Genomic DNA, 24,118 nt, shown 5'->3' with positions numbered 1-24,118 from the left:
CCGGTCGCGGCGATGTGGAACGCCTCGGCGATGGTCCGCGCGATGTCCTCGGCCCTGGTGACCAGGAAGTTGTGCTTGGTGATCGGCATCGTGATGCCGGAGATGTCGGCCTCCTGGAAGGCATCGGTCCCGATCAGCGGTGACGCCACCTGACCGGTGATCGCCACGATCGGCACCGAGTCCATGTACGCGTCGGCGATCGGGGTGACCAGGTTGGTCGCCCCCGGCCCGCTGGTGGCCATGCAGACACCGACCCTGCCGGTCGCCTGCGCGTACCCCTCGGCCGCGTGGCCGGCGCCCTGCTCGTGCCGTACAAGCACGTGCCGGACCTTGGTCGAGTCGTAGAGGGGATCGTAGGCGGGGAGAATGGCCCCGCCGGGGATCCCGAACACCGTGTCGACCCCGACCTGCTCCAGCGCCCGCACGAGGGCCTGGGCACCTGTCATTTTCTCGGTCATCGGCTCGTTCCTTGTGGCTGAGCTTGCTTGTGGCTGGGCTGCTTGGCGTGACTCCTGGCATAAAAAATGCCCCATCCGCTGGGCGGAGCTGGGGCGCGCGCAGGACCGAGTGCTTCGTCAGGCTGCGCGCCTGCGAAGTACTACGAGAATCCCACCGCTATGCATGGCTACACGATGTCCGATGGAGCGCCTCCACGTCAAATCATCTGGGACGCCCGTCTCGCCATCCAAGACACCCACAACGGACTCTCAGGTTACGCCACCTGCGCCCATCCAGCGCCCCGGGGACACCGAGCGAGCCGGAGGGGCGCGCCGGTGTCTGGACTGAGGAGTGCGCGGGAGCGAAGCGACCAAGCGCGACGAGGGAAGACATCGGATAAGAGCGCCCCGATGAGCGAAACTACTACGCGGTGTTCTGGAGGGTGGTGCTGGGCATCAGGGAGTCGACGCCGCGTGCGGCCATGGGACGGGCCACCAGGTAGCCCTGGCCGCGGGTGCAGCCCATCTTGCGTAGCAGGTCGAGTTGCTCGGGGCGCTCGATGCCCTCGGCGACGACGATCAGGCCGAGGTCGTTGCCGAGTTGCACGATCGTCTTCGTCAGCAGGGTCAGCGTGTCGTCGCGGCCGAGCCCGGAGACGAACGACGGGTCGATCTTGATCATGTCGACCGGCAGCTGGCGCAGGAACGCGAGCGACGCGTAGCCGGTGCCGAAGTCGTCGATGGCCAGCCGTACGCCGAGGGCTCTCAGCTCCGACAGCCTGCTGATCATCTCCCCGGCGTCCTCGACCAGCATCTCCTCGATGACTTCGAGGGTCAGCTCGCTGGCGGGCAGCCCGCTCTCGCTCAGCGCCTCGGCCACGGTCTCCACGAAGCGCGGGGCCATGATCTGCCGCGCGGACAGGTTCAGCGCCAGCCCGATGTCCCACGACGACGCGCGCCAGGCCGCCACCTCGCGGCACGCCTCGCGCAGGATCCACTCGCTGAGGGGCACGATGATCCCGGTGTCCTCGGCGGGGCCGAGGAACTGCTCGGGCGGCACGAACGTGCTGCCCCGCCACCAGCGCACCAGCGCCTCCACGGCGGTCACCCGCGATGTGGCCAGGTCGACCACGGGCTGATATTCGATCGCGAACTGGTTCTCCAGCAGCGCCCGCTGCAGGTCTGAGGCGATCTCCAGGCGGCGCAGGACGTCGGCGTGCATGTGGGTGGCGAAGACCTCCACCCGGCGCCCGCCGAGCTCCTTGGCCCGCGACATCGCCACGTCGGCGTTGCGCAGCAGGTCTCCGGGAGGCAGGTCGTCCTCGGCGAACGCCACGCCGACGCTGGCCGTCAGCGCGACGTCCCGGTCCGCGACCCGGAAGGGCTCGTTCGAGACCGCGCGGACGAGCCGCTCGGCCAGGTCGATGGCGGTCTGCGCGTCGGCGCCGCCGGACGCGCCGCCCTCCAGCAGCACCGAGAACTCGTCCCCGCCCCACCGGGCGAGCGTGTCGTCGGCCCGTACGGCCGAGCGCAGGCGGCGGGCGGCCTGGCCGAGCAGGTGGTCGCCGCTGGCGTGGCCGACGGAGTCGTTGACGGAGGTGAAGCCGTCGAGGTCCAGGAAGATCACCGCGGTGCCGCCGGCGCCGCGGCGGGTGAGCACGTCGCGGGCGCGTTCCTCGAAGTAGGCCCGGTTGGGCAGGCCGGTGACCCCGTCGTGGAAGGTCAGGTGGGTGACCTGGTTGCGCAGGGCCACCTGGTCGCTGAGGTCGCGGATCGTGACCAGGACGAGGTCGTCGTCGCGTACGTGCCGGGCGGCGACCGACTCCGTGGGCCGCCAGGTGCCGTCGGCGGCGCGGAACCGGCAGGAGATGCGGGTGCCGCCCGCCTGCTCGGGCCCGTCGTCCTCGTCCGTCATGCGGTCGAGCAGGGCCTGTACGGCAGGCAGGTCCTCGGGGTGGATGTAGTCGAAGATCGGCCGGAAGGCGAGGTCCTCCGGGCGGTAGCCGTACGTCGTCTCGAGGCCGGGGCCCACCTCCTGGATGACGCCGCCGGGGTCGCACACGAGCACGACGTCGCCGGTGTTCTCGGCGAGCCTGCGCAGTTGCTGCTCGCCGACGTCGACGAGGCGGCGCATGCCCGCGGTCTCGACCAGGAGCACGAACAGCCGGCCGAGCAGGACGAGGACGACCGAGGCGGCCACGACCACCAGGACGGCGTCGCGGCTGCCCCCGATCGCGTGCAGGGTGGCGACAAACGTGGCGGCGGCGACCAGCACCAGCGGAGTGGCGGCCGTCAGCGCGGCGGGCAGCGGCCTGGCCGGCCGGTCCTCCTGCACCCACGGGGTGACGGCGAGGACCAGCAGCATGGCCGGGACGACGAGCCCTGCCGCGAGCGGCGGGTTGTCGCCGTCGAGACGGGCGAGGGCCGTGGCCATCTCCGCCACCGTTATCGCGGTGAGGACCCCTACGCCGGTGAGCCCGACCACCCGGTTGCCCGACCGGGACGCCGCCACGGCCGGTGTCACCGCGCACGTCGCGAGCAGGCAGACCACGGGTAGCGCGAGCGCGACGAAGAACGCTCCGGTGTCCTCCGCCTTCCTGAACGCCGGGCCGAGCACCGCGACCCAGGCCACGGTGAAGACCGACGCCGCGCCCAGGTAGGCGTCGGCCGCCTGGCGTATCACCCCACGCGTGAACGCGGGTGGTTTCACCGACAGGCCGCAGCCGATCGCGAGCAGCACCGATCCGACGAGCATGAGCAGGTCGGCGAACGTGAGCACGAACGGCGTGCCGTCGGCCACGGGACGCAGGCCGACGCCGAGGAGCCAGGTCAGCGACCCGGCGGCCATCCACCGCCACGCGCCGGGCTGGCGCCGGTGAGCCGGGACCACACGGGAGGCGGCCATGATCAGCGAGACGGCCGCGAGCAGGCCGGTGACGACCCCCGCGATCGCGGTCACGACCGGCGCCGAGCCTCCGGTGACCAGGGCCACGACGACCGCCACCGCGCCGAGCCCGGCCGCGGTGGTGAGTGGGACCCGGGGGTCACGCCTGACTTTCACGCGCGTCGCCTCTGCACCTGTCGCCGCTTCACCGCCGGCCGTCGTGTCCTCCGGGGTTTCGGCGGAGGCCGGAGTCGCATAAGCGTCGCCGGGTCCGGTGGGGTGTGTCGTCACTGCCCCTCCCGTTCTCGACTCGGCTTTACTCTCCCTGTCACATGGCCAGTGTGCGCACTGCCGCTGATCGAGAGGGGGACAACGAGCGAGTCGTCACCGATCTGATAACCAGCCGCGCACGCTGAGCTTCACCGTACGCACCCCAGGTCACGAGGCAGCCACGTTCCGGAATCCTTAATGGAGCGGTCAGTAATGCCCGGTGATCATGTTATCGAGTGGACGGCCCGTCAGATGACGGATGACCTGTTCCCGCACCAGCCTCCGTGTACGCCGTACGGACGCGGGCGTGCTGCCGGCGATGTGCGGCGTGATGAAGACACCCGGAGCGGTCCAGAGGGGGTGGCCGGGCGGCAGCGGTTCGACGGGGGTCACGTCGAGCGCCGCCCGCAGCCTGCCCGCCCGCAACTCGGCCAGCAGCGCGTCGGCGTCCACGACCGACCCGCGAGCGGCGTTCACCAGCAGCGCACCGTCCTTCATCCGGGCGAGGAACCCGGCGTCCACCAGACCGGCCGTCCCGGACGTGGCGGGCACCAGCAGCACGACCACGTCGGCGGCGGGCAGCAGCGCCGGCAGCTCGTCCTGGCCGTGGACGTTGTCCCGGGCCGTGCGCGCCACCCGGACGATCTCCACCTCGAACCCGGCCAGACGCCGTTCGAGCGCCTCGCCGATCGAGCCGTACCCCACGATCAGCACGGTGGAGTCGGCGAGAACGCCGGTGTGGTGGTAGGTCCACTCGCGTCTGGCCTGGGCGGCCGCGAAGCCGGGGAACTCCCGCAGCATCGCGATCATCGCGCCCACCGCCCACTCGGCCGTGCCCGCGTCGTGGACGCCGCGGGCGTTGCACAGGACCGCCTTCGGCGGCACGTGCGGCAGGTACGGCTCGACCCCCGCCGTCACCGTCTGCAGCAGGCGGAGGTTGGTCATGCGCCCCAGAAGGCCGGGGATGTCCGGCACCGGGACCAGCGGAGGCACCCAGATCTCGACCTCCTCGGGCGGGCCGGGCGGCGGCGTCCTCCCGTCGTACACGGCGCAGTCGAGGGCAGGGAGTCCTTCGGGCAGTTCGGCAAGGGCGTCGGCGATGTCCTGTGAGGCGACCCAGATCTTCACGAGGACCAACCTAGGGAACCATCACGCTTGCCCGCGAGTATGGATACACGAGGAGGTCATCGGGGATGGCGGACAGGCATGGCACGGGCACCGCGCTCCTGGCGGCGGCCCTTCTGTCGGCGACCGTGGCATGCGCGCCGGGCGGAGAGGGCGGGAGCAGGACTCCCCCGCCGCTGCCCGCCGCGAGCGCCACTCCGGTCGCCACCACGGGCGCGACCACGGGCGCCACCACGGGCGCCACCACGGGCGGCGGTGAGACGGACGTCACCCCGGCCCGGCCGCGCACTCTGGTGACCGGCCTGGCGGTGCCCTGGGCGATCGCGTTCCTGCCCGGCGGCGACGCGCTGGTGACCGAGCGCGAGTCGGCGCGGCTGCTGCGGGTCACGCCGCGCGGCGAGGTCCGGGAGATCGGCGTGATCGAAGGGGTGTCCGCGAGCGGCGAGGGCGGCCTGCTGGGCGTGGCCGTCTCACCCCACTACGCCACCGACCACTTCGTCTTCGTCTACTTCACGTCGCAGGACGACAACCGGATCGTCCGCTACCGCTACGACGGGCGGCTGTCCGACCGGAAGGTGATCGTCAGCGGCATCCCGAAGGGGGCCATCCACAACGGGGGCCGCCTCGCCTTCGGCCCCGACGGCCACCTGTACGCCTCGACCGGGGAGACCGGCGAACGCGGCATGGCCCAGGACAGGAACTCGCTGGGCGGCAAGATCCTGCGGATGACGGCGGACGGCCGGCCCGCCCCGGGCAACCCCTTCGGCACCCTGGTGTGGACCTACGGGCACCGCAACGTGCAGGGCCTCGCCTGGGACGACCGGGGGCACATGTACGCCACCGAGTTCGGCCAGGACACCTACGACGAGATCAACCTCATCGAGAAGGGCCGCAACTACGGCTGGCCGGAGGTCGAGGGGGTGGGCCACCGGCCCGGATACACCGACCCGCTGCTCACCTGGTCGCCCGCGGAGGCGTCGCCGTCCGGTCTCGCGTACGCCCGGGGGGCGCTGTGGGCCGCGGCGCTGCGCGGCGAGCGCCTGTGGCGCGTGCCGGTGGACGCCTCGGGCCGCGTCGGCCGTCCCACCGCCCTGTACACCGGCGAGTACGGCAGGCTGCGCGCGGTGGCCGCCGCGCCCGACGGCACGCTGTGGGTGAGCACCAGCAACCGGGACGGGCGCGGCTCCCCCAGGAACGGCGACGACCGCATCCTCGTGGTGCGGCCCTCCTCCTGATCAGCGCCTCCTCCTGATCAGCTGCAGACGACCTCGGCCCCGGCGCGGTAGGAGGTGCGGAAGGTCTGCCGGGAGACCACCTCGCCGTCCTGGCGCAGCACCCGCGTCAGCGTGGCGGTGAAGCCGGGCTGCCCCTGCGCCGGCACGCAGCCGGGCCCGTGACCGGTCATCGCGGGCAGCGCGACCCGCTGCCCGACGACCGGCCCCTGCAGGTCCACGTCGTACCGCTTGGTGCTCCACAGCGTCACGGTCAGCGAGGTTCCGGTGGCGGACGCCTGGACGAGCACGCCGTACGGCGAGTCGTTCTTCCAGCGCAGGTCCGGATCGGGGTACGACACCGCGGCCTCGGCGGCGACCGGCAGGTGAGAGGCGTGGACCTCGGGCGGGGTGTGCTCGGAGACCCGGAGCCCGGCGCGGATCACGGCGTTCATCAGGGTGGTCGCGACCTGGGTCATCCCCGCCGCGTCCGTGCCGGCCCGGCCGTGGATCACGGTGGGGCCGATGCCGTCGAAGCCTGCCGCCGCGGTGCGCGGGCCGACGACCTGGTTGAACGAGAACGTCTCCCCCGGCTCCACCAGGCGGCCGTCGAGGAGCGCGGCGGCCGCGCGGATGTTACCCATACTGTGGGGGCAGCAGGCGTAGGAGGTGGTGAAACGGCCGACCTCCTCCCGGACCCCCATCCGCTGCGCGGCGTCGTCGGTGATCCGCGGCGGCCCGTTCACGACCGACACGGCCACCGTACGGCTGCCGCTGTCGAGGGCGGCCGGGACGTCCGCGGCGAGGCGCTCGGTGTCCACCCGGTCGCCCGGCCTGCCGGGCACCAGGACCGGCCGGCCGTCCTTGATCGTGAAGGTGGCGTCGCGGGCCGCCCGCGCGGGGGCGACCAGCGCGGGTCCGACGTCGGCGATCGCCGCCTCCGCGTCGAAGCGCGGCCGCAGGACCGCGCCGTCGGGCACGAACGTCAGGTGCCGTGCCAATGTCGCCGGCGACAGGCTGACGGAGGCGGTCCCGCTGGTCAGCGTGAGCGGCGCGGCCACCGCCCGGCTCGCCCAGCGGAGGACGCGCCGCACCTCGGCACGGGTGATGTGCGGCAGATCCCGCATCGTGGGCACCACGACGACGGCCTCGGGGTCGAGATACCCCCTGACGATCTGGTCGGCCGTCGCCTGCCTGTCGATGACGCGGCCCGCCCGCGGATACGTCGGGACCGGGGTGACCCCGTCGAACGAGACGTCGCCCTCGCGCCCCGGCCTCTCCAGCGGCGCGGCGATGTTCCTGGCCACCGCCTCGTCGAGTTTGCGACGGTCCACCGATACGACGGGCTCCACCTCGCGGCTGCCGGTCAGCGCGCTCCACACCTCCAGAGGGCTGGGGAAGCCCGCCGGCGCGGCGCGGACCGTGGCCTCGGCGTCGAGCGCCAGACCGGCCTCCACCGGGTCGAGGGTCAGCCGCCGCGTGCCCTGCCGTACGATGATCGGCATCCTGATCTGGGCGTACAGCCGTTCGTTCAGCGTGGCGACGGCCTCGGTCCTGCTCTGCCCGCCGATGTCCACACCGAGCACCGTGGTGCCGGGCAGCACCTTCCCCGCCATGGAGACGGCCGGCACGAGATAGAGCACCAGGAGCAGCGCCGCCAGGCCGATCAGCGCGCGGCGGAGCGTACGGCTCCGGGGATCGAGGTCAAGCAGTTCGAGGTCCGGCGGCGGGACGACGGCAGGTTCCTCGCGCGCCGGGCGCTCCGGGACCCGCCACGGCTCGACCGGCGGAGCCGGCGGCGGGAGGTTCCCGTTACCTGACGGCTTGGCGGCCGGAACGGCGGGAGCGGGAGGCTCGGCGAAGATGTCGGCCGACACCCCTCGGGGGAGGGCCGAGACCCCCCGGGGCAGCGAGGTGACGCGGCGCACCGGGTGTTTGTGCGGAGGAGCGGACGCCGCCCCGGACGGATCCGTGGGCGGGTCGACGGACGCTCCGGCGTTGCGCACGCCTCGGTCTCCTCCGGCTCAAGGTCAACTCCGATCAGTTAACCCTAAAACACCCTCCGCTGGATATGTCCTAAAGCAACACCTTCCGCGCTTTCCCAGGGGAGCTTTCCGGTCTTTCCGCGCATAACAGGCCATCCGCCACGACAGCCCACGGCCCCGAACACACCCGAACAGGCCGACGGCCGGCCACGGGGAACCATGGCCGGCCGTTCTGACGCCCCGCTGCGGGTGGGCCCTGACGGCGCCTCACCGGATCCTTGCGGCAAGGCCGCAGTCAGGCAGGCCGTGGCCGCCGCCTGGGTCGCCTCGGCCCCCGGCCCGCGGGTCCGCGAGGCGTGGCGCTTCTCAGCCCTGGACGCCGAGCTTCTCCAGGATCAGCTCACGGGCCCGGCCGGCGTCCGCCTTGCCCCGGCTGGCCTTCATCACGCCGCCGACCAGCGCGCCCACGGCCGCGATCTTCCCGCCGCGCACCTTCTCCGCGGCGTCGGCGTTGTCCGCCAGCACCTGGTCGATGATCGCCGACAGCTCGCCCTCGTCGCTGACGACCTGCAGACCGCGCTTCTCCACGACCTCGTCCGGGCCGCCCTCGCCGGCGAGCACGCCCTCCAGCACCTGACGGGCCAGCTTGTCGTTCAGCGCGCCGGAGGCGACCAGCTCGGTCACCCGGGCGACCTGGGCCGGGGTGATCGGCAGGTCGGCGAGCGCCGTGGCCGACTCGTTGGCCCGCCGGGCCAGCTCGCCCATCCACCACTTGCGCGCGTCGGCCGCGGGGGCGCCCGCGGCCACCGTCGCCTCGACCAGGTCGATCGCGTCGGCGTTGTGCATGGCGGCCATGTCCAGGTCGGACACGCCCCACTCCTGCTGGAGCCGCTTGCGCCGCGCCGACGGGAGCTCGGGCAGCGCCGCCTTCAGCGACTCGACCCACGCCGCGTCGGGCGCGATCGGCAGCAGGTCGGGCTCGGGGAAGTAGCGGTAGTCCTGCGCCTCCTCCTTCGACCGCCCGGAGGTCGTCTGCCCGGTGTCCTCGTGGAAGTGGCGGGTCTCCTGCACGATCCGGCCGCCCTCGGCGAGGATGGCCGCCTGGCGCTCGATCTCCCCGCGGACCGCCCGCTCGACACTGCGCAGCGAGTTGACGTTCTTGGTCTCCGTACGGGTGCCCCACTCGGCCGAGCCGCGCGGCATCAGCGAGACGTTCACGTCGCAGCGCAGCGAGCCCTGCTCCATCCGCACGTCGGACACGCCGAGCGAGCGCATCACCTCGCGGAGTTCGGTGACGTACGCGCGGGCGACCTCCGGGGCGAGCCGGTCGGTGCCCGCGATCGGCTTGGTCACGATCTCGACGAGCGGGATGCCGGCCCGGTTGTAGTCGACGATCGAGTAGTCCGCGCCGTGGATCCGCCCGGTCGCGCCGCCGACGTGGGTGGACTTGCCGGTGTCCTCCTCCAGGTGCACCCGCTCGATCTCCACGCGGACGATCTTCCCGTCCACCTCGACGTCCAGGTAGCCGTCCGTGCACAGCGGCTCGTCGTACTGGCTGATCTGGTAGTTCTTCGGCATGTCCGGATAGAAGTAGTTCTTCCGGGCCATCCTGCACCACGTCGCGATGGTGCAGTTCAGCGCGAGGCCGATCCGGATCGTCGACTCGATCGCCTTCTCGTTGGCCACCGGCAGCGAGCCGGGCAGCGCCAGGCACACCGGGCAGACCTGCGTGTTCGGCGGCGCGCCGAAGGTCGTCGGGCAGCCGCAGAACATCTTCGAGGCGGTGCCCAGCTCGACGTGCGTCTCCAGCCCCAGCACCGGCTCGAAGCGCTCCAGCGCCTCGTCGTACGGCATGAGCGTCGCGGTATCAGCCATGCTGGTAACCCAGTCCTTCCAATGCTTCGATCATGTCATTCCACCATTGCTGGAAGGCGGGCACCTTCCGCAGTTCAGCGATGCCGGCGGTCTCCGCCACCGACACGTAGAAGTTCCGGACCACGCCGTTCTTCTTGGGATTCATCCCGGCCTCGTCCCGCAGCAGGGTCTCGACCACCGCCTTGGGATCGGGGCAGGACTCGACCTCCGGTCCCGACACGGGCGCCCGCCCGAGCTTTCGCACGTTGAGCGCCCTGACGAGAGCCGCCTGGTCCGCGAGCAACCAGGCCTCCGTCTCCCTCATCGGGACGACGGCCACCAGAGGTTCCTCGAAGTCGCTGGTCCTCCAAGTCTGCCGCATCCGCTCCAGCACGGGACCCGACTTCGCCGGTGGAGCGCCGTCATGGTGGTACAGGACCACATCGAAGGTGCCCCGCTCCTGCTCCAGCGCCGCGAGCACGGGCTCGGGACTCTGGTTTCCCGCCTTCGGCAGGCTGCGCACCTCCTGCACCTCCCGGCAGGCCGGGAAGGACTCGATCACGAGGTCCTCCAGGGCCCGGCGCAGCAGGATCGGCAGGAACCAGTCGTCCGACGGCCCCTCCCTGATGAGAACGCAGCTCAGGCTCCGCATCAGACCGGTTCCTCCACCCCGGCCCGGAACCTGTCGAGCTCGGAGTCGGTGACCCGCGGCCACCGCTCGCCCTCGACCCGTACGGGACCGCCGCTCTCTCTAAGCCGCCGGACCCTCGTCACCCGGCTGGGAACGCCGTCCTCGATGACCGTCGTCATGTCTAGGAACGCGATGTTCTCGTACGGCACCGCGTCCAGCACGACCGGCGAATGGCTGGTGAAGACCGCCTGCCGGTGCGGCAGCCGGGCACCCGACGGATTCCGTTCCGGCGGCTCGCGAAAATCCGTGACGAGGGCTCTGGCCAGGCCGAGCAGTTGCCGCAACCGCTCCGGGAACACGCCGTTTTCGGGCTCCTCCACAGCCGTGGTCCCGTAATCGTGAAGCGCGGCCAGGATCGCGAGCATTCGCAAGGTGCCGTCCGAGGCGAACTCCGCCCCAAGCCCGTGCTCATACGGCGAGGAGAACTCCAGCCGGACGTCCCTGCGATGCTCGTCCTCGACGATCGTGAAGTCACTGATTTCCCGAACCAGCCCCACGAGATGCATCTTTATCTCGCCGATGTGGCCGAGCGGCCGGTTGTCCGAAGCCCCCTCCTTCGCCAGGAAGCGGAGGTAGTTGGGCAGGTCTCGCCCGGTGGAGTCCATCCTCTGAGGGCCCCCCATCTCACTGGGCCGGCGAAGCGAACCCGCTTCAAGATGCAGAAGACGTGTGCTCGCGAGTTCCTCTTGCAGTTGCATCAGAAGAAGGCTTTCGCCTCGGTCACGCCTCACCATCCCACCCACGGCGGCGGTCAGGAGACCGAGCACGCCTTGGAGGTCGGGCAGCTCTTCGGCGGCGGGGAGTTCGATGACTTCGCTCCCCTCCCACTCGACTACCTCATACCACTCAGGAGCCGCGCTCAAGAGTGGATCCCAGCGCTCGGTGCTGAACGGTATCGAAACCAGGCGCTGCGCCCGGACGACGAGGCCCTCGATCGCGTTCTCCGGAACCTTCCAGCCGAGATCGAGTTCGTAACGCCACCGATTACCGGCATGAAAAGCGGAACCCTTGAAAAAGAACTCCAGGGCAAAGCTCATCAGGTCCACGCGGGTGCCGTCCCCGCGTCTGCGAAACAGTCCGCGGGCGTCGCCTCGCACCCGCGCGACCGCGGAGTTCAGCCCTTCAGTGGCCGCGGTGGCGACGAAGCTCAGGGCGTCGAGGAGGTTCGACTTGCCGCTGGCGTTGGTGCCGATGAGCACGAGGAACGGCGGCAGATCGATCGCGAAGTTCTCGAACGACTTGAAGCCGTCGATCTCGATGCGGGTGATCACGCCGCCGTTCCCCTCCCTTCCGTTCGCGAAGTGTGTGTTCCCCGGCCGTCGGCCGCCTGCCTGGTGCCCGGCGAACGCGCACCGTCGACCTTTCGTCGATTCACATGGAGCAGCCGCGGAAAGGGACGCAGATCCATCACGTTGTTACCCATGACGGAAGCCCAGCCGTTCCAGTGCGTTCCCCATCGAGGCCCACCAATCCGCGAACGCGGGCACTTCCCGCAGTCGGGACACATTGATGAGCTCAGCCAGTTCGCTGAAATAGCGTTCCATGCTGTCTCCGTCCGGCCTGGACCTCCTGTGGCGTCTCACCAGCGAGCGCATCACCAGCCGAAGCAGTTCTTTCGGGTCGGCCTGCTGTTCGACCTGCTTCGGTTGTTGAGGGAGCAACTCGCGGACCTTCGCGATCGGTACGGAGAGGACCGCGGCGAGCGCCTCGGGGTCGGCGAGAACCCAGGCCTCGGTCTCCACCACCGGGACGACCGGCACCAGGGGCTCCCTGCTCCCGGCGTCATTCAGCGCCTGCCGCACCTCATCGATTTTCTCAGCGGCCTTCCGGTGAGGAGATCCGTCGTGATGGTAGAGGAGCACGTCGAACGCATCGCGTTCACGAATCGCCGCCTTCGCGATCTCCTCGGGCCGCTGGTGGTCCGCGCCGAGCACCCGGACGTCTCTCACGTCCACGTCGCCCGGAAAACTCTCCAGGCAGAGCAGATGCGTGGCGCGTTGGAGCAAGACCGGAAGGAGCCATTCGTCGGAGGGTCCCTCACAGACCAGGACCGCCTGTAGACACCTCATGAAATCGCGGGTTCCCGGCCCGCGCGGAACCGCTCGATCTCGCTCTCGGTGACCCGGGGAATGTCCTCACCCGGCAAGCGATTCGGCTGGCCGGGCTCGACGAGGCGACGGGCCACCGTGACCCGCGAGGGGACCCCCTCCTGGATCCTCGTCAGGTTCTCCAGGAAGACGATGTTCCGGCGTGGCACCGCGTCGAGGACGACCGGTGAGTGACTCGTAACGAGGACCTGTTTGAGAGGCCAGCTCGGGTCGTCCGCGGATGGGTCACTGACCAGACGACGCATGGTTGTGAGGAGGTCTCGGAGGCGTTCGGGAAACACGCCGTTCTCCGGCTCCTCGACAGCCACCAGGCCTCCGCGGTCCGAGTCGTTGAGCATCGCCAGCAACGCCAGGATCCGCAGCGTGCCGTCAGAGGCCACATCCGCACCGAAGCGGGGAACATAGCGTCCGTCGAAGACCACTCGGGAATCCCGGCGCTCATGGTCTTCGACCACGTCGAACGACGTCACCTCCCGCACGATTCGTGCGAGATCCGCGCGGATCTCCGCGAGCACTCCCGCCTCGTCGCCCTGGTCCGCGCTCACCCGGCGAAGATGACCGAGGTATCCGGGCAGACCCTCGCCATTGGGCCGGAGCACAGGACGCGCGGGCAGCGCACTCGGTTTCCTGAGGGCGGCATCTTCGAGCTGGAAAGCGGAAATCTGGGCAAGCGTTTTCAAGATGGCGGTGACGACGGCCTCATACATCTGCCCTTCCACGCTCGTGTCAACGTCTCCGTCGCCCATGTCAGCCATCGGGTGGCCGTCCGGAAGCGTGAAGAGGTGGAGGAAACCGTCTTCTCCCAAGAGCGCACAGGCGTCGTCGTCGTCTTCGTCGAGATAGGTGACGTACTTCGCGCGCCACTCCGGATCCGCGTTCACCTCGTCCGGCCAGGAGTCGTCCTCCTCGACCAGCGGAATGAAGAATTGCGTGGATTCGGGACCCCTCTTCTTGAGGGTCACCCACAACTCGTAGCGCCAGCGGGAACCGAGGCTCCTGCGCCACTCCTCGGGCACCGACCGGCCCCATCCCCGGTCCGGGTCCACGATCAGCTCGACGCCGAATTTGATCTCTTTTGCTCGCGAGCCGTCCCCCCGCTGCCGGAACAACCCCACGGCGTCCCCGCGGACGGCGTCTATCCCGTCGTACAGGTCACCACGCGCCTGCGCGGAGATGAAGCGAAGAGCGTCGAACAGGTTCGACTTGCCGCTGGCGTTGCTGCCGATGACGGCGAGGAACGGCGGCAGATCGAGCTTGAAGTCCGCGAAGGACTTGAAGCCGTCGATCTCGATGCGGGTGATCATGCCGCCGTTCCCCTCCTCTCGGCGGCTAGAGCGCGGGCGCGCGGGACAGCAGCGGGCCGCCCCACCGGCTCTCGAACGCCTTCTCCACGGCGGCGCCGACCCGGTAGCAGCGGTCGTCGGCCAGGACCGGGGCCATGACCTGCAGCCCGACCGGCAGGCCGTCCTCGTCGGCCAGGCCGCACGGCACCGAGATCGCCGCGTTGCCGGCCAGGTTGGTCGGGATCGTGCACAGGTCGGCGAGGTACATCGCCATCGGGTCGTCGGCCCGCTCCCCGATCGGGAACGCGGTGGTCGGCGTGGTCGGCGAGACCAGCACGTCCACCTGCTGGAAGGCCGCCTCGAAGTCCCGCATGATCAGCGTGCGGACCTTCTGGGCCTGTCCGTAGTAGGCGTCGTAGTAGCCCGACGACAGGGCGTACGTGCCGAGCATGATGCGCCGCTTGACCTCGGGCCCGAAGCCGGCCGCCCGGGTGAGCGCCATGACCTCCTCGGCGCTGCGGGTGCCGTCGTCGCCGACGCGCAGGCCGTACCGCATGGCGTCGAAGCGGGCCAGGTTGGACGAGCACTCTGACGGCGCGATCAGGTAGTACGCGGGCAGCGCGTACGTGAAGGTCGGGCAGGAGACCTCGACGACCTTGGCCCCGAGCGACTCCAGCAGGTCGACGGCCTCGTGGAACCGGGCCAGGACGCCGGGCTGGTAGCCCTCCCCGCCGAACTCCTTGACCACGCCGACCCGCATGCCCGCCACGTCGGCCTGCCGCGCGGCCTCGACGACCGCCGGGACCGGCGCGTCGATCGAGGTCGAGTCGAACGGGTCGTGGCCGGAGAACGCCTCGTGCAGCAGCGCCGCGTCGAGCACGTTGCGGGCGAACGGCCCGGGCGTGTCGAGCGAGGATGCGAACGCGATCAGCCCGTAGCGGGACGAACCGCCGTACGTCGGCTTCATGCCGACGATGCCGGTCACCGCGGCGGGCTGGCGGATCGAGCCGCCGGTGTCGGTGCCGGTGGACAGCGGCGCCTCGTAGGCGGACACCGCGGCCGACGAGCCGCCCGAGGAGCCGCCCGGGATCCTGTTCAGGTCCCAGGGGTTGTGGGTCGGGCCGTATGCCGAGTTCTCCGTGGACGATCCCATGGCGAACTCGTCCAGGTTCGTCTTGCCGAGGATCACCAGGCCGGCCTCGCGCAGGCGGCGGGTCACGGTCGCGTCGTACGGCGGGCGCCAGCCTTCGAGGATCTTCGAGCCGGCGGTCGTCGGCATGTCGGTCGTGGTGAACACGTCCTTGTGCGCGATCGGCACCCCGGCGAGCGGGCCGAGCGTCTCCCCGCCGGCGATGCGCTCGTCGACCGCGCGGGCCTGCGCCAGCGCGGCCTCCGCGTCCACGTGCAGGAAGGCGTTGACCCGGCCGTCGACCTCGGCGATCCGGTCGAGGTGGGCCTGCGCGACCTCGACGGCGCTGACCTCCCGGGAGGCGACCAGCGCGCCGAGCTCGGCGGCGGTCTTGCGAATAAGACTCATTCTTCCTCCCCGAGGATCCGCGGCACGCGGAAGCGGTCGTCCTCCACGGCGGGCGCGCCGGACAGGGCGCCCTCGGGCGTGAGGCCGGGCCGTACGTCGTCGGGCCGGAACACGTTGGTCAGCGGAAGCGCGTGCGAGGACGGCGGAATGTCGTCGGCCGCCACCTCCGCGACGCGGGCGACGGCGCCGACGATCTGGTCGAGCTGGGCGGCGAAGTGGTCGAGCTCGTCGTCGGCCAGTGCCAGCCGGGACAGCCGGGCGAGGTGAGCGACCTCATCGCGGGTTATGGCGGACATGAGTCGTCGAACCCGTTTCATGATGGAGATTGGACCTACCCATCCTAGGGCTCGTCGCCGAGCGCGGCCGACCCGACGACGCCGCGTCACATGGTCTTAATGCGACGCCTGCGTCGTGGACGGCGCGAGACGGGCGCCGCCGCTCTCCCGCTCCCGGAAGGCGGCGCCGAGCCGGCCGCGCAACCAGGTGGTCGCCTCGCTCGCGGGCATGGGCTTGGCCAGCCACCACCCCTGGCCCGCGTGGCAGCCCATCTCCCGCAGCAGCGTCGCGACCTCCGTCGACTCGACCCCCTCGGCGACCGACCTCAGCCCGAGGGACCGTACGAGGTCGATGATCGAGCGGACGATCCGCTCGTCGTCCGCCGACTCCCCGAGCCGCCGCACGAACGACGCGTCGATCTTCACCTCGGCGACCGGGAGCCGCTGCAGGCGGACCAGGGAGGAGTAGCCGGTGCCGAAGTCGTCGAGGGCCAGCTGGATGCCGAGGCCGGCCAGGGTGCGGATGGCCTCGGCGCTGTAGGCCTGGTCGGTCATGAGGATGCGCTCGGTGACCTCCAGCCGGATGGCCTCGGGTGGCAGGTCGAGCTTCTCCAGCCCTGACTCCAGTTGCTCGGGCAGGCTCGAATCCAGCAGGTCGCGGGCCGACACGTTGACCGAGACCGGCACGTCGACGCCCGCGTGCCACCACCGGGCCGCCTGCCGCAGCGCCTGGCCGATGACGTGCTGGGTGAGCTCGCGCATCAGGTACGACTGCTCGGCCAGCGGGATGAACTCGGCGGGCGAGATCGGCCCGCGCACCGGGTGCCACCAGCGCAGCAGCGCCTCGACACTCTCGACCCTGCCGTCCTCCAGGCTCACCTTGGGCTGATAGTGGAGCTCCAGCTCGTCGGCGTCGATGGCCCGCCGCAGGTCGCCGAGCAGGCTCAGCCGTTCCGGCGAGTTGCGGTCCTTGCCCGGCAGGTAGAACTCGACGCCGGTACGGCCCTCCTTGGCCAGGTACATCGCCACGTCGGAGCGCTGCATGAGCAGCTCGAAGTCCGGCGCGTGGTCGGGGTAGAGCGCGATGCCGATCGACGCGTCGAGGTCGAAGGTCATGCCCTCGAGGCGCACCGGCTCGGTCAGCGCGACCCGCAGCCGCGAGGCGACCTCCTTGGCCGCGTGGGCGTCCCTGATCGACGGCAGCAGCACAGCGAACTCGTCCCCGCCGAGGCGGGCCACCACGTCGCCGGGCCGCACGCTGTGGGTGAGCCGGTGGGCCACGATCTGCAGCAGCCGGTCGCCGACCGGATGGCCGAGCGTGTCGTTGACCTCCTTGAAGCGGTCGAGGTCGAGCAGCAGCAGCCCCACCCGCTCGTGCTCGCGCGCCTCGGCCAGGGCCTCCTCGGTGCGCAGGATGAGCATCTTGCGGTTCGGCAGGCCGGTGAGCCCGTCGTGGGTCGCCTGGTGGTCGCGGCGCAGCGAGAGCGTCGCGGTGAAGTAGACCGCGGTCAGCGGCGCGACGAACAGGGGGACCAGGGCCGTGGAGTGCGCCATCACGACCACGACCAGCGGCGCGAGCCCGAGCAGCGCCCCGTAGACGAGGGCCTGCGGGCCGATCGACGCCTTCATCACCCGGGCCAGCGGCCGGCGCTCGTGCAGCGCCACCGCCTGGCAGACCAGGATCGCGCGGACCGCGAAGTACGCCCCCGCGGCCACCGCGATGGCGGGGATGTCCGCGCCGTCGGGCGTCCAGGGCGCGCGGGGAGCCGGATGCGCGCCGAACGCGGCGAAGGCGGCCGCGGCCGCGGTGCAGGCCAGGGTCACCTGGGCGAGGTTGAACAGCACCCGGTGCCAGGCCCTGCGGTGCACCAGGCCGCTGACCACCACGGCGACCGCCTGCATCAGCGCCGCCGTCGGCAGGCCCTGGTACATCAGCACGGCGAAGGTGAACATCGTGGAGGTCGGCGTGCCCCCGACCAGCGTCGATGAGCTGAACATGACCGGGCGCAGCTCGCCCAGCACCACCAGCACGGTCAGCATCCAGAACAGCGGCGTGCGGGCCACCTCGCCCAGCTCGCCGAAGCCGAGCCGTACCTGCGCGATCACCAGCGCGGTGACGCCGACGGCGGTGACCGCCGCGAGGTAGGCCCACAGGGGCGAGCCGGGGCGCGGTCCGGTGTCCCGGGTGTCGACGGGCGTGGACGATTCGCCCAGGTCGACGGCGGGCAGGAGGACGCGTGGCACCCCGCTGAGCGGCATAAAACCGCGAGAAAGCGTCATCGGTAAGAAACCCCCCAAGAGGTCACTATGGGAGGGTACGGCCTCTGGGCCACTTCGCGAAACCGCTTGGGCACACTGCGTCACCATGATTTCTGGAGATATCAGGGTCTGGCCGGACTTGCGGTGAAAGTTTCAAGTGCTCCACAGGTCCGATCCCCCGCCCGCCTGCGCCTATTAGGTTGGCCCTCCAGACAAACCCCGACCGGCCCTTCTTGGACCCCCCGTCGGCTCCCTACCATCCGAGGGACCTGTGGGAGCGCTCCCACATTACCGGACGGAGTATTCCATGTCTCGCAGATTGACGGCGGCTGTGCTCACAGCGGTCGCCACGGCCGCGGTGGGAGCGTCCGTGCTCGCCTCCTCCGCCGCACAGGCCGCCGACTCCGCCTTCTACGTGGATCCGACGACCAACGCGGCCAAGTGGGTGGCCGCCAACCCCGGTGACAGCAAGACCCCGGTGATCAGGGACCGCATCGCCGCCGTCCCGCAGGGCCGGTGGTTCGCCAGCTACAACCCCTCGACCGTGCGCGGTCAGGTCGACGCGTACGTCGGCGCCGCCGCGTCCGCCGGCAAGATCCCGATCGTGGTCGTGTACGAGATGCCGAACCGCGACTGCGGCGGCGCGAGCGCGGGCGGAGCCCCCGACCACGCGTCGTACCGCGCCTGGATCGACCAGGTCGCCGCGGGTCTCGGCGGGCGCCCGGCCTACATCATCCTGGAGCCCGACGCCCTGTCGATCATGCCGAACTGCATGAACGCCTCCCAGCAGGCCGAGGTCCAGGCGTCCATGGCGTACGCCGGGAAGAAGTTCAAGGCCACCTCCCCGAACGTCAAGGTCTTCTTCGACGCGGGCCACGACGCCTGGGTGAGCGCCTCCGACATGGCCAACCGGCTGCGCGGGGCCGACGTCGCCAACAGCGCGGACGGCATCTCGCTCAACGTCTCCAACTACCGGTTCTCCTCCGGCCTGGTCTCGTACGCCAAGAGCGTCATCTCCGCCACCGGGGTGTCCGGGCTGAAGGCCGTGATCGACACCAGCCGCAACGGCAACGGCCCGGCGGGCAGCGAGTGGTGCGACCCGGCAGGCCGCGCCACCGGCACCTGGAGCACCACCAACACCGGCGACTCGGCGATCGCGGCGTACCTGTGGGTGAAGCCTCCGGGCGAGTCCGACGGCTGCATCGGCCCTGCGGGCCAGTTCGTGCCGCAGCGGGCCTACGACCTGGCGATGGCCGCCCCATACACCCCCTCGCCGTCGCCTTCGCCGTCGGCGTCCCCATCGCCGTCGCCGTCGCCTTCCCCGTCTCCGTCCCCCTCGGCTTCGCCGTCGGCGTCCCCCTCCCCCTCGCCGTCGGCCTCGCCTTCACCTTCGCCGTCCCCGACCTTCACCGGCGACCGGGGCTGTACGGCGGTCTACAAGGTCGTCAGCTCGTGGCAGGGCGGCTTCCAGGGTGAGGTCACCGTGACCAGCGCGGGCACCTCGGCGATCAACAACTGGACCGTGAAGTGGACGATGCCCGGCGGGCAGTCGATCAGCCAGTCGTGGAACGCCAACCTCACCGGCACCAGCGGCAGCATCACCGCCACGAACCTGAGCTGGAACGGCAGCCTCGCCCCCGGCGCGAACGCCACCTTCGGCTTCCTCGGCAGCTCCAGCGGGACCCCGTCCACCCCGTCCCCCCTGGTCTGCACCACCTCCTGACCCCCACCGCATAGTCCAGGCGTGCCGTACGGCTCCCCAGCCGTACGGCACGCCCTTTTCGTGTGGCATGTCAGGCGGGCGAGGCCGGCGGGATCTCCATGACGCCGAGAGCGGCCAGGCCGAGGAGGTGTGTTCCTGCGCTCCGCGCGTGTGGCACCACCTCGGCCAGGCTCTCCTGTTCGGCGATGGCCTGGCACAGTTCACGCAGGTCGTCCGCGTCGACAGTGCGGCAGGCACCCGCCTGCTCGGCCGCTGGCGGGAACGGCCGCTCGCGACTCGCCCAGAAGCGTCCCGCGTCACTCCTCATGATCCGCCATCCGGCGAACTCCGTGCCGGACGTGGCTCTATCGTTTGGCATGGGTCAGGAACCTCTCTTCCTGATCAAGGGCCCGTCCGGTCGTGGCAGCGTCGGGCGGGTCCGCTTCTAACTAACGCAGATCAGCCGCCGAACGCTCCGTGATGGAGTGACTTCGATCCGCACATGACTCATCGTGAGCAGCGGATTGCAATCTGTCAATGCACTGTGCAGATTCACTTTGACTCATGCATTTCCCCGCAATGACGTGGCTCTCCTCGGCACACTGACCTCATGCCACCGACTCACAGCCCCACGGTTCGTCTCCGGCGCCTGGCTCGCGAGCTCCGAAGGGTGCGAGAGAACAGCGGCTTGAGTCCCGAGGCCGCCGCCACCCGGCTTGGCTGGAGCCGCAGCAAAGTCAGCCGCATCGAGACGGGTCGCACGAGAGCGACTCCGGCCGACGTGGCGAGCATCTGCGACCTCTACGGGATCGGCTCAGAGGCACGGGCCGGGCTGATCCAACTCGCGAAAGAGGGCAGGCAGCGGGGATGGTGGACGGCATATGCCGATGTCTTCACTGGCTCGTACGTCGGCCTGGAAGATGAGGCGGCCCTCATTCGCCAATGGGAGGTGCAACTCGTTCCGGGCCTGCTCCAAACCGAGGACTACGCGCGTGCTGTGATCGCGGCGGGAAGGCCGGGAGAGCCGGACCCTGACGACGTCCATAGGCGGGTCATGGCCCGCATGGCACGTCGCACACTGCTGAGCCGCCCTACCGCCCCGGCACTCTTTGCGGTCCTGGACGAGGGGATCATTCGGCGTCCGATCGGCGGGCCTGCAGTGATGCGCTACCAACTGGAAGCGCTCCTGACCGCGGCGCGTCGGCCCAACGTGACAATCCGCATCCTGCCGTACTCCGCCGGAGCACATGCGGGCCTGGAGGGCGCGTTCACTGTGCTCTCCTTCGCGGAGGAGGAAGATCCAGACGTCGCATACGTCGAGGGCACAGCAGGTGATGTCTACGTCGAGAGCACCGATCATGTCGACCGCTACAGGTCCGCCTTCGGGCGTATTTGCGATGCTGCCCTGTCCGAGGAAGAGAGCTTGAAACTGATTTCGGAGGCCAGGGACAATTTTTCTCATGACTGATCCGTCTATGGCGATCTGGCGCAAAAGCAGCTTCAGCGGTAGCGGGAACAACTGCGTCGAGGTGGCGACGAACCTGCCGGGGCTGGTGGTCGTGCGGGACAGCAAGGACCGCTCGGGTCCGGTGCTGGCCTTCACACCGAGCGATTGGACGGCCTTCATCACCGGTGTGAAGAGCGGCGAGTTCGACATCTGACCACTGAGCGGATCGGACCCGTCGCGCTGGCAGGTCCGATGTGCCACCCGGCAGGGGCGAGTTCACGTGGTCGTGAACCGGAGCTCAACCCTGCTCCAAGCCCCGCCCATGCTCGTCTCCATCAGGTGATCTCAGACCGAAGGCCTTCGCGGGCGGGTTCGTAGGCGAACTGGACCTGCTGCTGCCGGGCGGAGCGGTGGCCGTACCGCTCACCGCCCGGAATGCCACCCCCGTGGCTTGCCTGAGTCTCAGGGATGGCGCGGGCGGGTTGGGCCGTCGCGAGCCGGATCAGCCGGCGGCCGCGACAGGCACCGCCGCGCCGGAAACCCGGACCCTGGTATCCCCGTCCCGCAGTTCCACCCGCAGCAGACCCGGCCGTCCCATGTCGACTCCCTGATGCAGGGTCAGCACCGCAGTGGGACCGGCCTCGCCGAGGTCCCGCAGATACGCCCCGAAAGCCGCTGCGGCGGCCCCAGTGGCCGGGTCCTCCACGATTCCACCCACGGGGAACGGATCACGCACCTGGAAGGTGTCCGCCGACTCCCGCCATACCAGCTGCAGGGTGATGAGATCCCGATCGGTCATGTACTGCGCCAGCCGGGAGAAGTCGTAGTCCAGATCGGCGAGGCGCTCGCGCGTGGCGGCGGCCAGGACCAGATGGCGCGATCCCGCGAAGGCGATCCGCGGGGGCAGTTCGGGATCGAGTTCGTCGAGCCGCCACTTCAGCGCGTCGAGCGCCTGTGCCACGTCGAGGTCGCTGACCGGCTCGACGTACGGCTCCACGCTGGTCAGGGTCGCCCACAGCACGCCGCTGCCATCCGCCACCACCGTGACCGGTACGGTTCCGGCCTGCGTCTCGAAGACCAAGCCACCCGGGCCGATCCGTTCCGCGAGCGCGACCGCCGATGCCACGGTGGCGTGCCCGCAGAACGGCACCTCCATCTTCGGACTGAAATATCGGACGGTGAAAGCCCGACCGGTCTCGGCAGGTCGCGCCGGAGCCGCGCTCAGGAAGGCTGTCTCCGAATGGCCCGCCTCGGCGGCGATGGCGAGCATGGCCGCCTCATCCAGCCCGGCGGCGTCGAGCACCACCCCGGCCATGTTGCCGCCGGCGGGATCGGTGGTGAAGGCCGCGTAGTGCAGGACGTCGGCTATCGCGTTGGTAGAAGTCGGCATGTCCCATGGAACGGCACAGGAGATATCGCTGTTCCCGGAGGCAAGGTCGGTCGTTCAGCGATGCCCAGGCCCTGGAACCCCACTTTCGAGCCCCATCCGCCGGTCGCCTCCCGCTGACACCTACCGACAATGTAAGATCACATCTACGTTAGATGGGTTCTACGTATGATCGAGGCGACCGATGGAGTTCAAGGGGAGAGCCGCAGATCTTGAGCTACTTGATCGGCAGCTGCGGCAGGTGGTGGAGGGCCGCGGCGGCACTCGGGGGCGCGCTGTCACCATGACCGGCCGTCGTCGGGTGGGGAAATCCCGGCTGGTGCAGGAGTTCTGCGATCGCTCCGGCGTGCCGTACGTGGTCTTCCAGGCCACCAGGGGCCGTAACCCGGTGACCGAGCGCGCCGACTTCGTCGGCATGCTCGGGCAGTCCGCACTGCCGGGCGCCGAGTTGATCGCCGGCGTGCAGGCCGGGGACTGGAACCAGGCGCTGCGTGCCCTGGCTGTGGCTGTGCCCGACCAGACGCCGAGCATCGCGGTCATCGACGAGGTGCCCTGGCTGGTGGAACAGGATCGCGAGTTCGAAGGGGCGTTGCAGACGGTCTGGGATCGGCACCTGTCCGCAAAGCCCGTGCTGCTCATCCTGGTCGGCAGTGACCTGTCGGTGATGGAGGCGCTCCAGTCCTATGGCCGCCCCTTCTTCGGTCGCGCCGCGACGATGACCGTCCAGCCACTCCACCCCGCGGATGTGGCCGCCATGACCGGACTGGACGCCGCCGACGCCATCGACGCCTTCCTGATCACCGGTGGTTTTCCCGAGGTGGTCCAGGCCTGGCAGCCAGGCATGAACCGCGTCGACTATCTGCGAGAGTCGTTGACCAATCCGCTGTCCGCGCTGCTGATGGCCGGCGGGCTGTCGTTGCTCGGGGAGTTTCCCGAGACCTCCCACTCCCGTGCTGTCCTGTCGGCGGTGGGGAGCGGAGAGCGCACGTTCTCCGCCATCGCCACCGAGGCGGGTGGTGCCTCTCCCCTGGCCTCCGGCACGCTTTCCCCGCTGCTGTCCACCCTCATCGGCAAGCGGGTGCTGGCCGTCGACACCCCGCTGTCGGCCAAGCCGGACACGAAGAACACGCGCTATCGCATCGCCGATCCGTATCTGCGATTCTGGCTGGCCTTCCTCGACCGTGGCATTCCGCTGGTCGAGCGCGGCCGGGGCGAGCGCGTCCTGGCCTCCATCGAACGCTCCTGGACCTCCTGGCGTGGCCGCGCCGTCGAGCCCGTCGTCCGTGAGGCACTGCTGCGGCTGTTGCCCGACGACCGGTGGCCCGAGACCGAAACCATCGGCGGATGGTGGAACCGTCAGAACAACCCCGAGATCGATCTCGTCGGGGCGGACCGCGAGCCGGTCGCGCGGCACGTCCACTTCCTCGGCTCGATCAAATGGCTGGAGAACGGGTCCTTCGGCCGCCATGAGTACGACAGCCTGGTGCGCGACATGCTCGCCGTTCCTGGCGCGGACACCGGGACCCCGCTGGTGGCCGTTTCCCGCTCCGGTGTCGACGACGGCCTGCCGCTCGCCGCGCACTGGGGCCCTGACGACCTGCTGGCCGCCTGGCGGTGACGGCGTTGGCGTATTCCGAGGCTTTGACAGCCCGGAGCCGAATCG

Annotated in this window: 19 protein-coding genes; 5 read left to right on the top strand and 14 right to left on the bottom strand. The window is 70.3% G+C overall.

Going from position 1 to position 24,118, the window contains the following annotated elements:
* The 3 genes from ABZ857_RS32890 to ABZ857_RS32880 form a co-directional block, all read right to left on the bottom strand.
* Window positions 1-458 (bottom strand): thiamine pyrophosphate-binding protein (locus ABZ857_RS32890; protein ID WP_357050864.1); only part of this gene is annotated, 458 nt, incomplete at its 3' end.
* A gap of 403 nt (window positions 459-861) precedes the next feature.
* Window positions 862-3,498 (bottom strand): bifunctional diguanylate cyclase/phosphodiesterase, encoded by a 2,637-nt coding sequence (locus tag ABZ857_RS32885; RefSeq protein WP_357050861.1) that lies wholly within the window; start codon window positions 3,496-3,498, stop codon window positions 862-864.
* Between the two features lie 300 nt (window positions 3,499-3,798).
* Window positions 3,799-4,719, bottom strand: a complete 921-nt coding sequence (locus ABZ857_RS32880; RefSeq protein ID WP_357050859.1) for a 2-hydroxyacid dehydrogenase — start codon at window positions 4,717-4,719, stop codon at window positions 3,799-3,801.
* Between the two features lie 65 nt (window positions 4,720-4,784).
* Between ABZ857_RS32880 and ABZ857_RS32875 the strand changes: the two genes are divergently transcribed.
* Window positions 4,785-5,951 carry a PQQ-dependent sugar dehydrogenase gene (locus ABZ857_RS32875; RefSeq protein WP_357050856.1) on the top strand — a complete coding sequence of 389 codons (1,167 nt, stop codon included), beginning with the start codon at window positions 4,785-4,787 and terminating at the stop codon, window positions 5,949-5,951.
* A gap of 17 nt (window positions 5,952-5,968) precedes the next feature.
* Here ABZ857_RS32875 and ABZ857_RS32870 read toward each other — a convergent pair whose 3' ends face one another.
* The 9 genes from ABZ857_RS32870 to ABZ857_RS32830 all read right to left on the bottom strand — a co-directional run bounded on the left by ABZ857_RS32870 (window position 5,969) and on the right by ABZ857_RS32830 (window position 17,919).
* Window positions 5,969-7,933, bottom strand: coding sequence for a VanW family protein (locus ABZ857_RS32870; RefSeq protein ID WP_357050853.1), 1,965 nt, complete (start codon window positions 7,931-7,933; stop codon window positions 5,969-5,971).
* 345 nt (window positions 7,934-8,278) lie between these two features.
* A complete protein-coding gene (gene gatB, locus ABZ857_RS32865; RefSeq protein WP_357050851.1) occupies window positions 8,279-9,787 on the bottom strand; it encodes an Asp-tRNA(Asn)/Glu-tRNA(Gln) amidotransferase subunit GatB in 1,509 nt (502 codons plus the stop codon).
* The gene (locus tag ABZ857_RS32860) at window positions 9,780-10,418 is read right to left on the bottom strand and encodes a DUF4276 family protein (protein WP_357050848.1); all 639 of its coding nucleotides are present in this window, start codon (window positions 10,416-10,418) and stop codon (window positions 9,780-9,782) included. Before ABZ857_RS32860 ends, gatB begins: the two co-directional genes overlap by 8 nt.
* Complete coding sequence (locus ABZ857_RS32855) at window positions 10,418-11,728, bottom strand: AAA family ATPase (RefSeq protein ID WP_357050846.1); 1,311 nt, start codon at window positions 11,726-11,728, stop codon at window positions 10,418-10,420. The genes ABZ857_RS32860 and ABZ857_RS32855 overlap by 1 nt, the downstream gene beginning before the upstream one ends.
* Before the next feature lie 144 nt (window positions 11,729-11,872).
* Window positions 11,873-12,526, bottom strand: a complete 654-nt coding sequence (locus ABZ857_RS32850) for a DUF4276 family protein (protein ID WP_357050844.1) — start codon at window positions 12,524-12,526, stop codon at window positions 11,873-11,875.
* Window positions 12,523-13,869, bottom strand: coding sequence for an AAA family ATPase (locus tag ABZ857_RS32845; RefSeq protein ID WP_357050842.1), 1,347 nt, complete (start codon window positions 13,867-13,869; stop codon window positions 12,523-12,525). Before ABZ857_RS32845 ends, ABZ857_RS32850 begins: the two co-directional genes overlap by 4 nt.
* Before the next feature lie 25 nt (window positions 13,870-13,894).
* Window positions 13,895-15,385: an Asp-tRNA(Asn)/Glu-tRNA(Gln) amidotransferase subunit GatA gene (gene gatA, locus ABZ857_RS32840; protein ID WP_357050840.1), complete on the bottom strand. Its 1,491-nt coding sequence runs from the start codon at window positions 15,383-15,385 to the stop codon at window positions 13,895-13,897.
* A complete protein-coding gene (gene gatC / locus ABZ857_RS32835; protein ID WP_030506108.1) occupies window positions 15,382-15,681 on the bottom strand; it encodes an Asp-tRNA(Asn)/Glu-tRNA(Gln) amidotransferase subunit GatC in 300 nt (99 codons plus the stop codon). Before gatC ends, gatA begins: the two co-directional genes overlap by 4 nt.
* Window positions 15,682-15,777: 96 nt before the next feature.
* Window positions 15,778-17,919: an EAL domain-containing protein gene (locus tag ABZ857_RS32830; RefSeq protein WP_357050838.1), complete on the bottom strand. Its 2,142-nt coding sequence runs from the start codon at window positions 17,917-17,919 to the stop codon at window positions 15,778-15,780.
* Between the two features lie 307 nt (window positions 17,920-18,226).
* Here ABZ857_RS32830 and ABZ857_RS32825 point away from each other — a divergent pair, with 307 nt between their 5' ends.
* On the top strand, window positions 18,227-19,642 hold the full coding sequence (locus ABZ857_RS32825) for a glycoside hydrolase family 6 protein (RefSeq protein WP_357050835.1): 1,416 nt from the start codon (window positions 18,227-18,229) through the stop codon (window positions 19,640-19,642).
* 70 nt (window positions 19,643-19,712) lie between these two features.
* On the opposite strand, the gene ABZ857_RS32820 is transcribed toward ABZ857_RS32825, so the two are convergent.
* Window positions 19,713-20,000, bottom strand: a complete 288-nt coding sequence (locus ABZ857_RS32820; RefSeq protein WP_357050832.1) for a hypothetical protein — start codon at window positions 19,998-20,000, stop codon at window positions 19,713-19,715.
* A gap of 231 nt (window positions 20,001-20,231) precedes the next feature.
* On the opposite strand from ABZ857_RS32820, the gene ABZ857_RS32815 reads away from it, so the two are divergent.
* Together ABZ857_RS32815 and ABZ857_RS32810 are read left to right on the top strand one after the other, a co-directional pair.
* Complete coding sequence (locus ABZ857_RS32815; protein WP_357050829.1) at window positions 20,232-21,089, top strand: helix-turn-helix transcriptional regulator; 858 nt, start codon at window positions 20,232-20,234, stop codon at window positions 21,087-21,089.
* Window positions 21,082-21,282, top strand: a complete 201-nt coding sequence (locus tag ABZ857_RS32810) for a DUF397 domain-containing protein (protein WP_357050827.1) — start codon at window positions 21,082-21,084, stop codon at window positions 21,280-21,282. The genes ABZ857_RS32815 and ABZ857_RS32810 overlap by 8 nt, the downstream gene beginning before the upstream one ends.
* A gap of 288 nt (window positions 21,283-21,570) precedes the next feature.
* Here ABZ857_RS32810 and ABZ857_RS32805 read toward each other — a convergent pair whose 3' ends face one another.
* Complete coding sequence (locus ABZ857_RS32805) at window positions 21,571-22,458, bottom strand: PhzF family phenazine biosynthesis isomerase (RefSeq protein ID WP_357050824.1); 888 nt, start codon at window positions 22,456-22,458, stop codon at window positions 21,571-21,573.
* Between the two features lie 280 nt (window positions 22,459-22,738).
* Between ABZ857_RS32805 and ABZ857_RS32800 the strand changes: the two genes are divergently transcribed.
* Window positions 22,739-24,073: a DUF234 domain-containing protein gene (locus tag ABZ857_RS32800; protein WP_357050822.1), complete on the top strand. Its 1,335-nt coding sequence runs from the start codon at window positions 22,739-22,741 to the stop codon at window positions 24,071-24,073.
* The last annotated feature ends 45 nt before the right edge of the window (window positions 24,074-24,118 follow it).

The sequence above is a fragment of the Microbispora sp. NPDC046933 genome (assembly GCF_040644635.1).
Classification (GTDB): domain Bacteria; phylum Actinomycetota; class Actinomycetes; order Streptosporangiales; family Streptosporangiaceae; genus Microbispora.
Note: the sequence above shows the minus strand (reverse complement) of the source record. Positions and strands in the feature narration are given on the sequence as shown.

Bases quoted from the DNA above. Each gene is read 5' to 3' on its own strand.
- ABZ857_RS32875 (WP_357050856.1), top strand. From the start codon at position 4,785: ATGGCGGACAGGCATGGCACGGGCACCGCGCTCCTGGCGGCGGCCCTT.
- gatB (WP_357050851.1), bottom strand. From the start codon at position 9,787: ATGGCTGATACCGCGACGCTCATGCCGTACGACGAGGCGCTGGAGCGC.
- ABZ857_RS32860 (WP_357050848.1), bottom strand. From the start codon at position 10,418: ATGCGGAGCCTGAGCTGCGTTCTCATCAGGGAGGGGCCGTCGGACGAC.
- ABZ857_RS32850 (WP_357050844.1), bottom strand. From the start codon at position 12,526: ATGAGGTGTCTACAGGCGGTCCTGGTCTGTGAGGGACCCTCCGACGAA.
- ABZ857_RS32845 (WP_357050842.1), bottom strand. From the start codon at position 13,869: ATGATCACCCGCATCGAGATCGACGGCTTCAAGTCCTTCGCGGACTTC.
- gatA (WP_357050840.1), bottom strand. From the start codon at position 15,385: ATGAGTCTTATTCGCAAGACCGCCGCCGAGCTCGGCGCGCTGGTCGCC.
- gatC (WP_030506108.1), bottom strand. From the start codon at position 15,681: ATGTCCGCCATAACCCGCGATGAGGTCGCTCACCTCGCCCGGCTGTCC.
- ABZ857_RS32830 (WP_357050838.1), bottom strand. From the start codon at position 17,919: ATGCCGCTCAGCGGGGTGCCACGCGTCCTCCTGCCCGCCGTCGACCTG.
- ABZ857_RS32825 (WP_357050835.1), top strand. From the start codon at position 18,227: ATGTCTCGCAGATTGACGGCGGCTGTGCTCACAGCGGTCGCCACGGCC.
- ABZ857_RS32820 (WP_357050832.1), bottom strand. From the start codon at position 20,000: ATGCCAAACGATAGAGCCACGTCCGGCACGGAGTTCGCCGGATGGCGG.
- ABZ857_RS32815 (WP_357050829.1), top strand. From the start codon at position 20,232: ATGCCACCGACTCACAGCCCCACGGTTCGTCTCCGGCGCCTGGCTCGC.
- ABZ857_RS32810 (WP_357050827.1), top strand. From the start codon at position 21,082: ATGACTGATCCGTCTATGGCGATCTGGCGCAAAAGCAGCTTCAGCGGT.
- ABZ857_RS32805 (WP_357050824.1), bottom strand. From the start codon at position 22,458: ATGCCGACTTCTACCAACGCGATAGCCGACGTCCTGCACTACGCGGCC.
- ABZ857_RS32800 (WP_357050822.1), top strand. From the start codon at position 22,739: ATGACCGGCCGTCGTCGGGTGGGGAAATCCCGGCTGGTGCAGGAGTTC.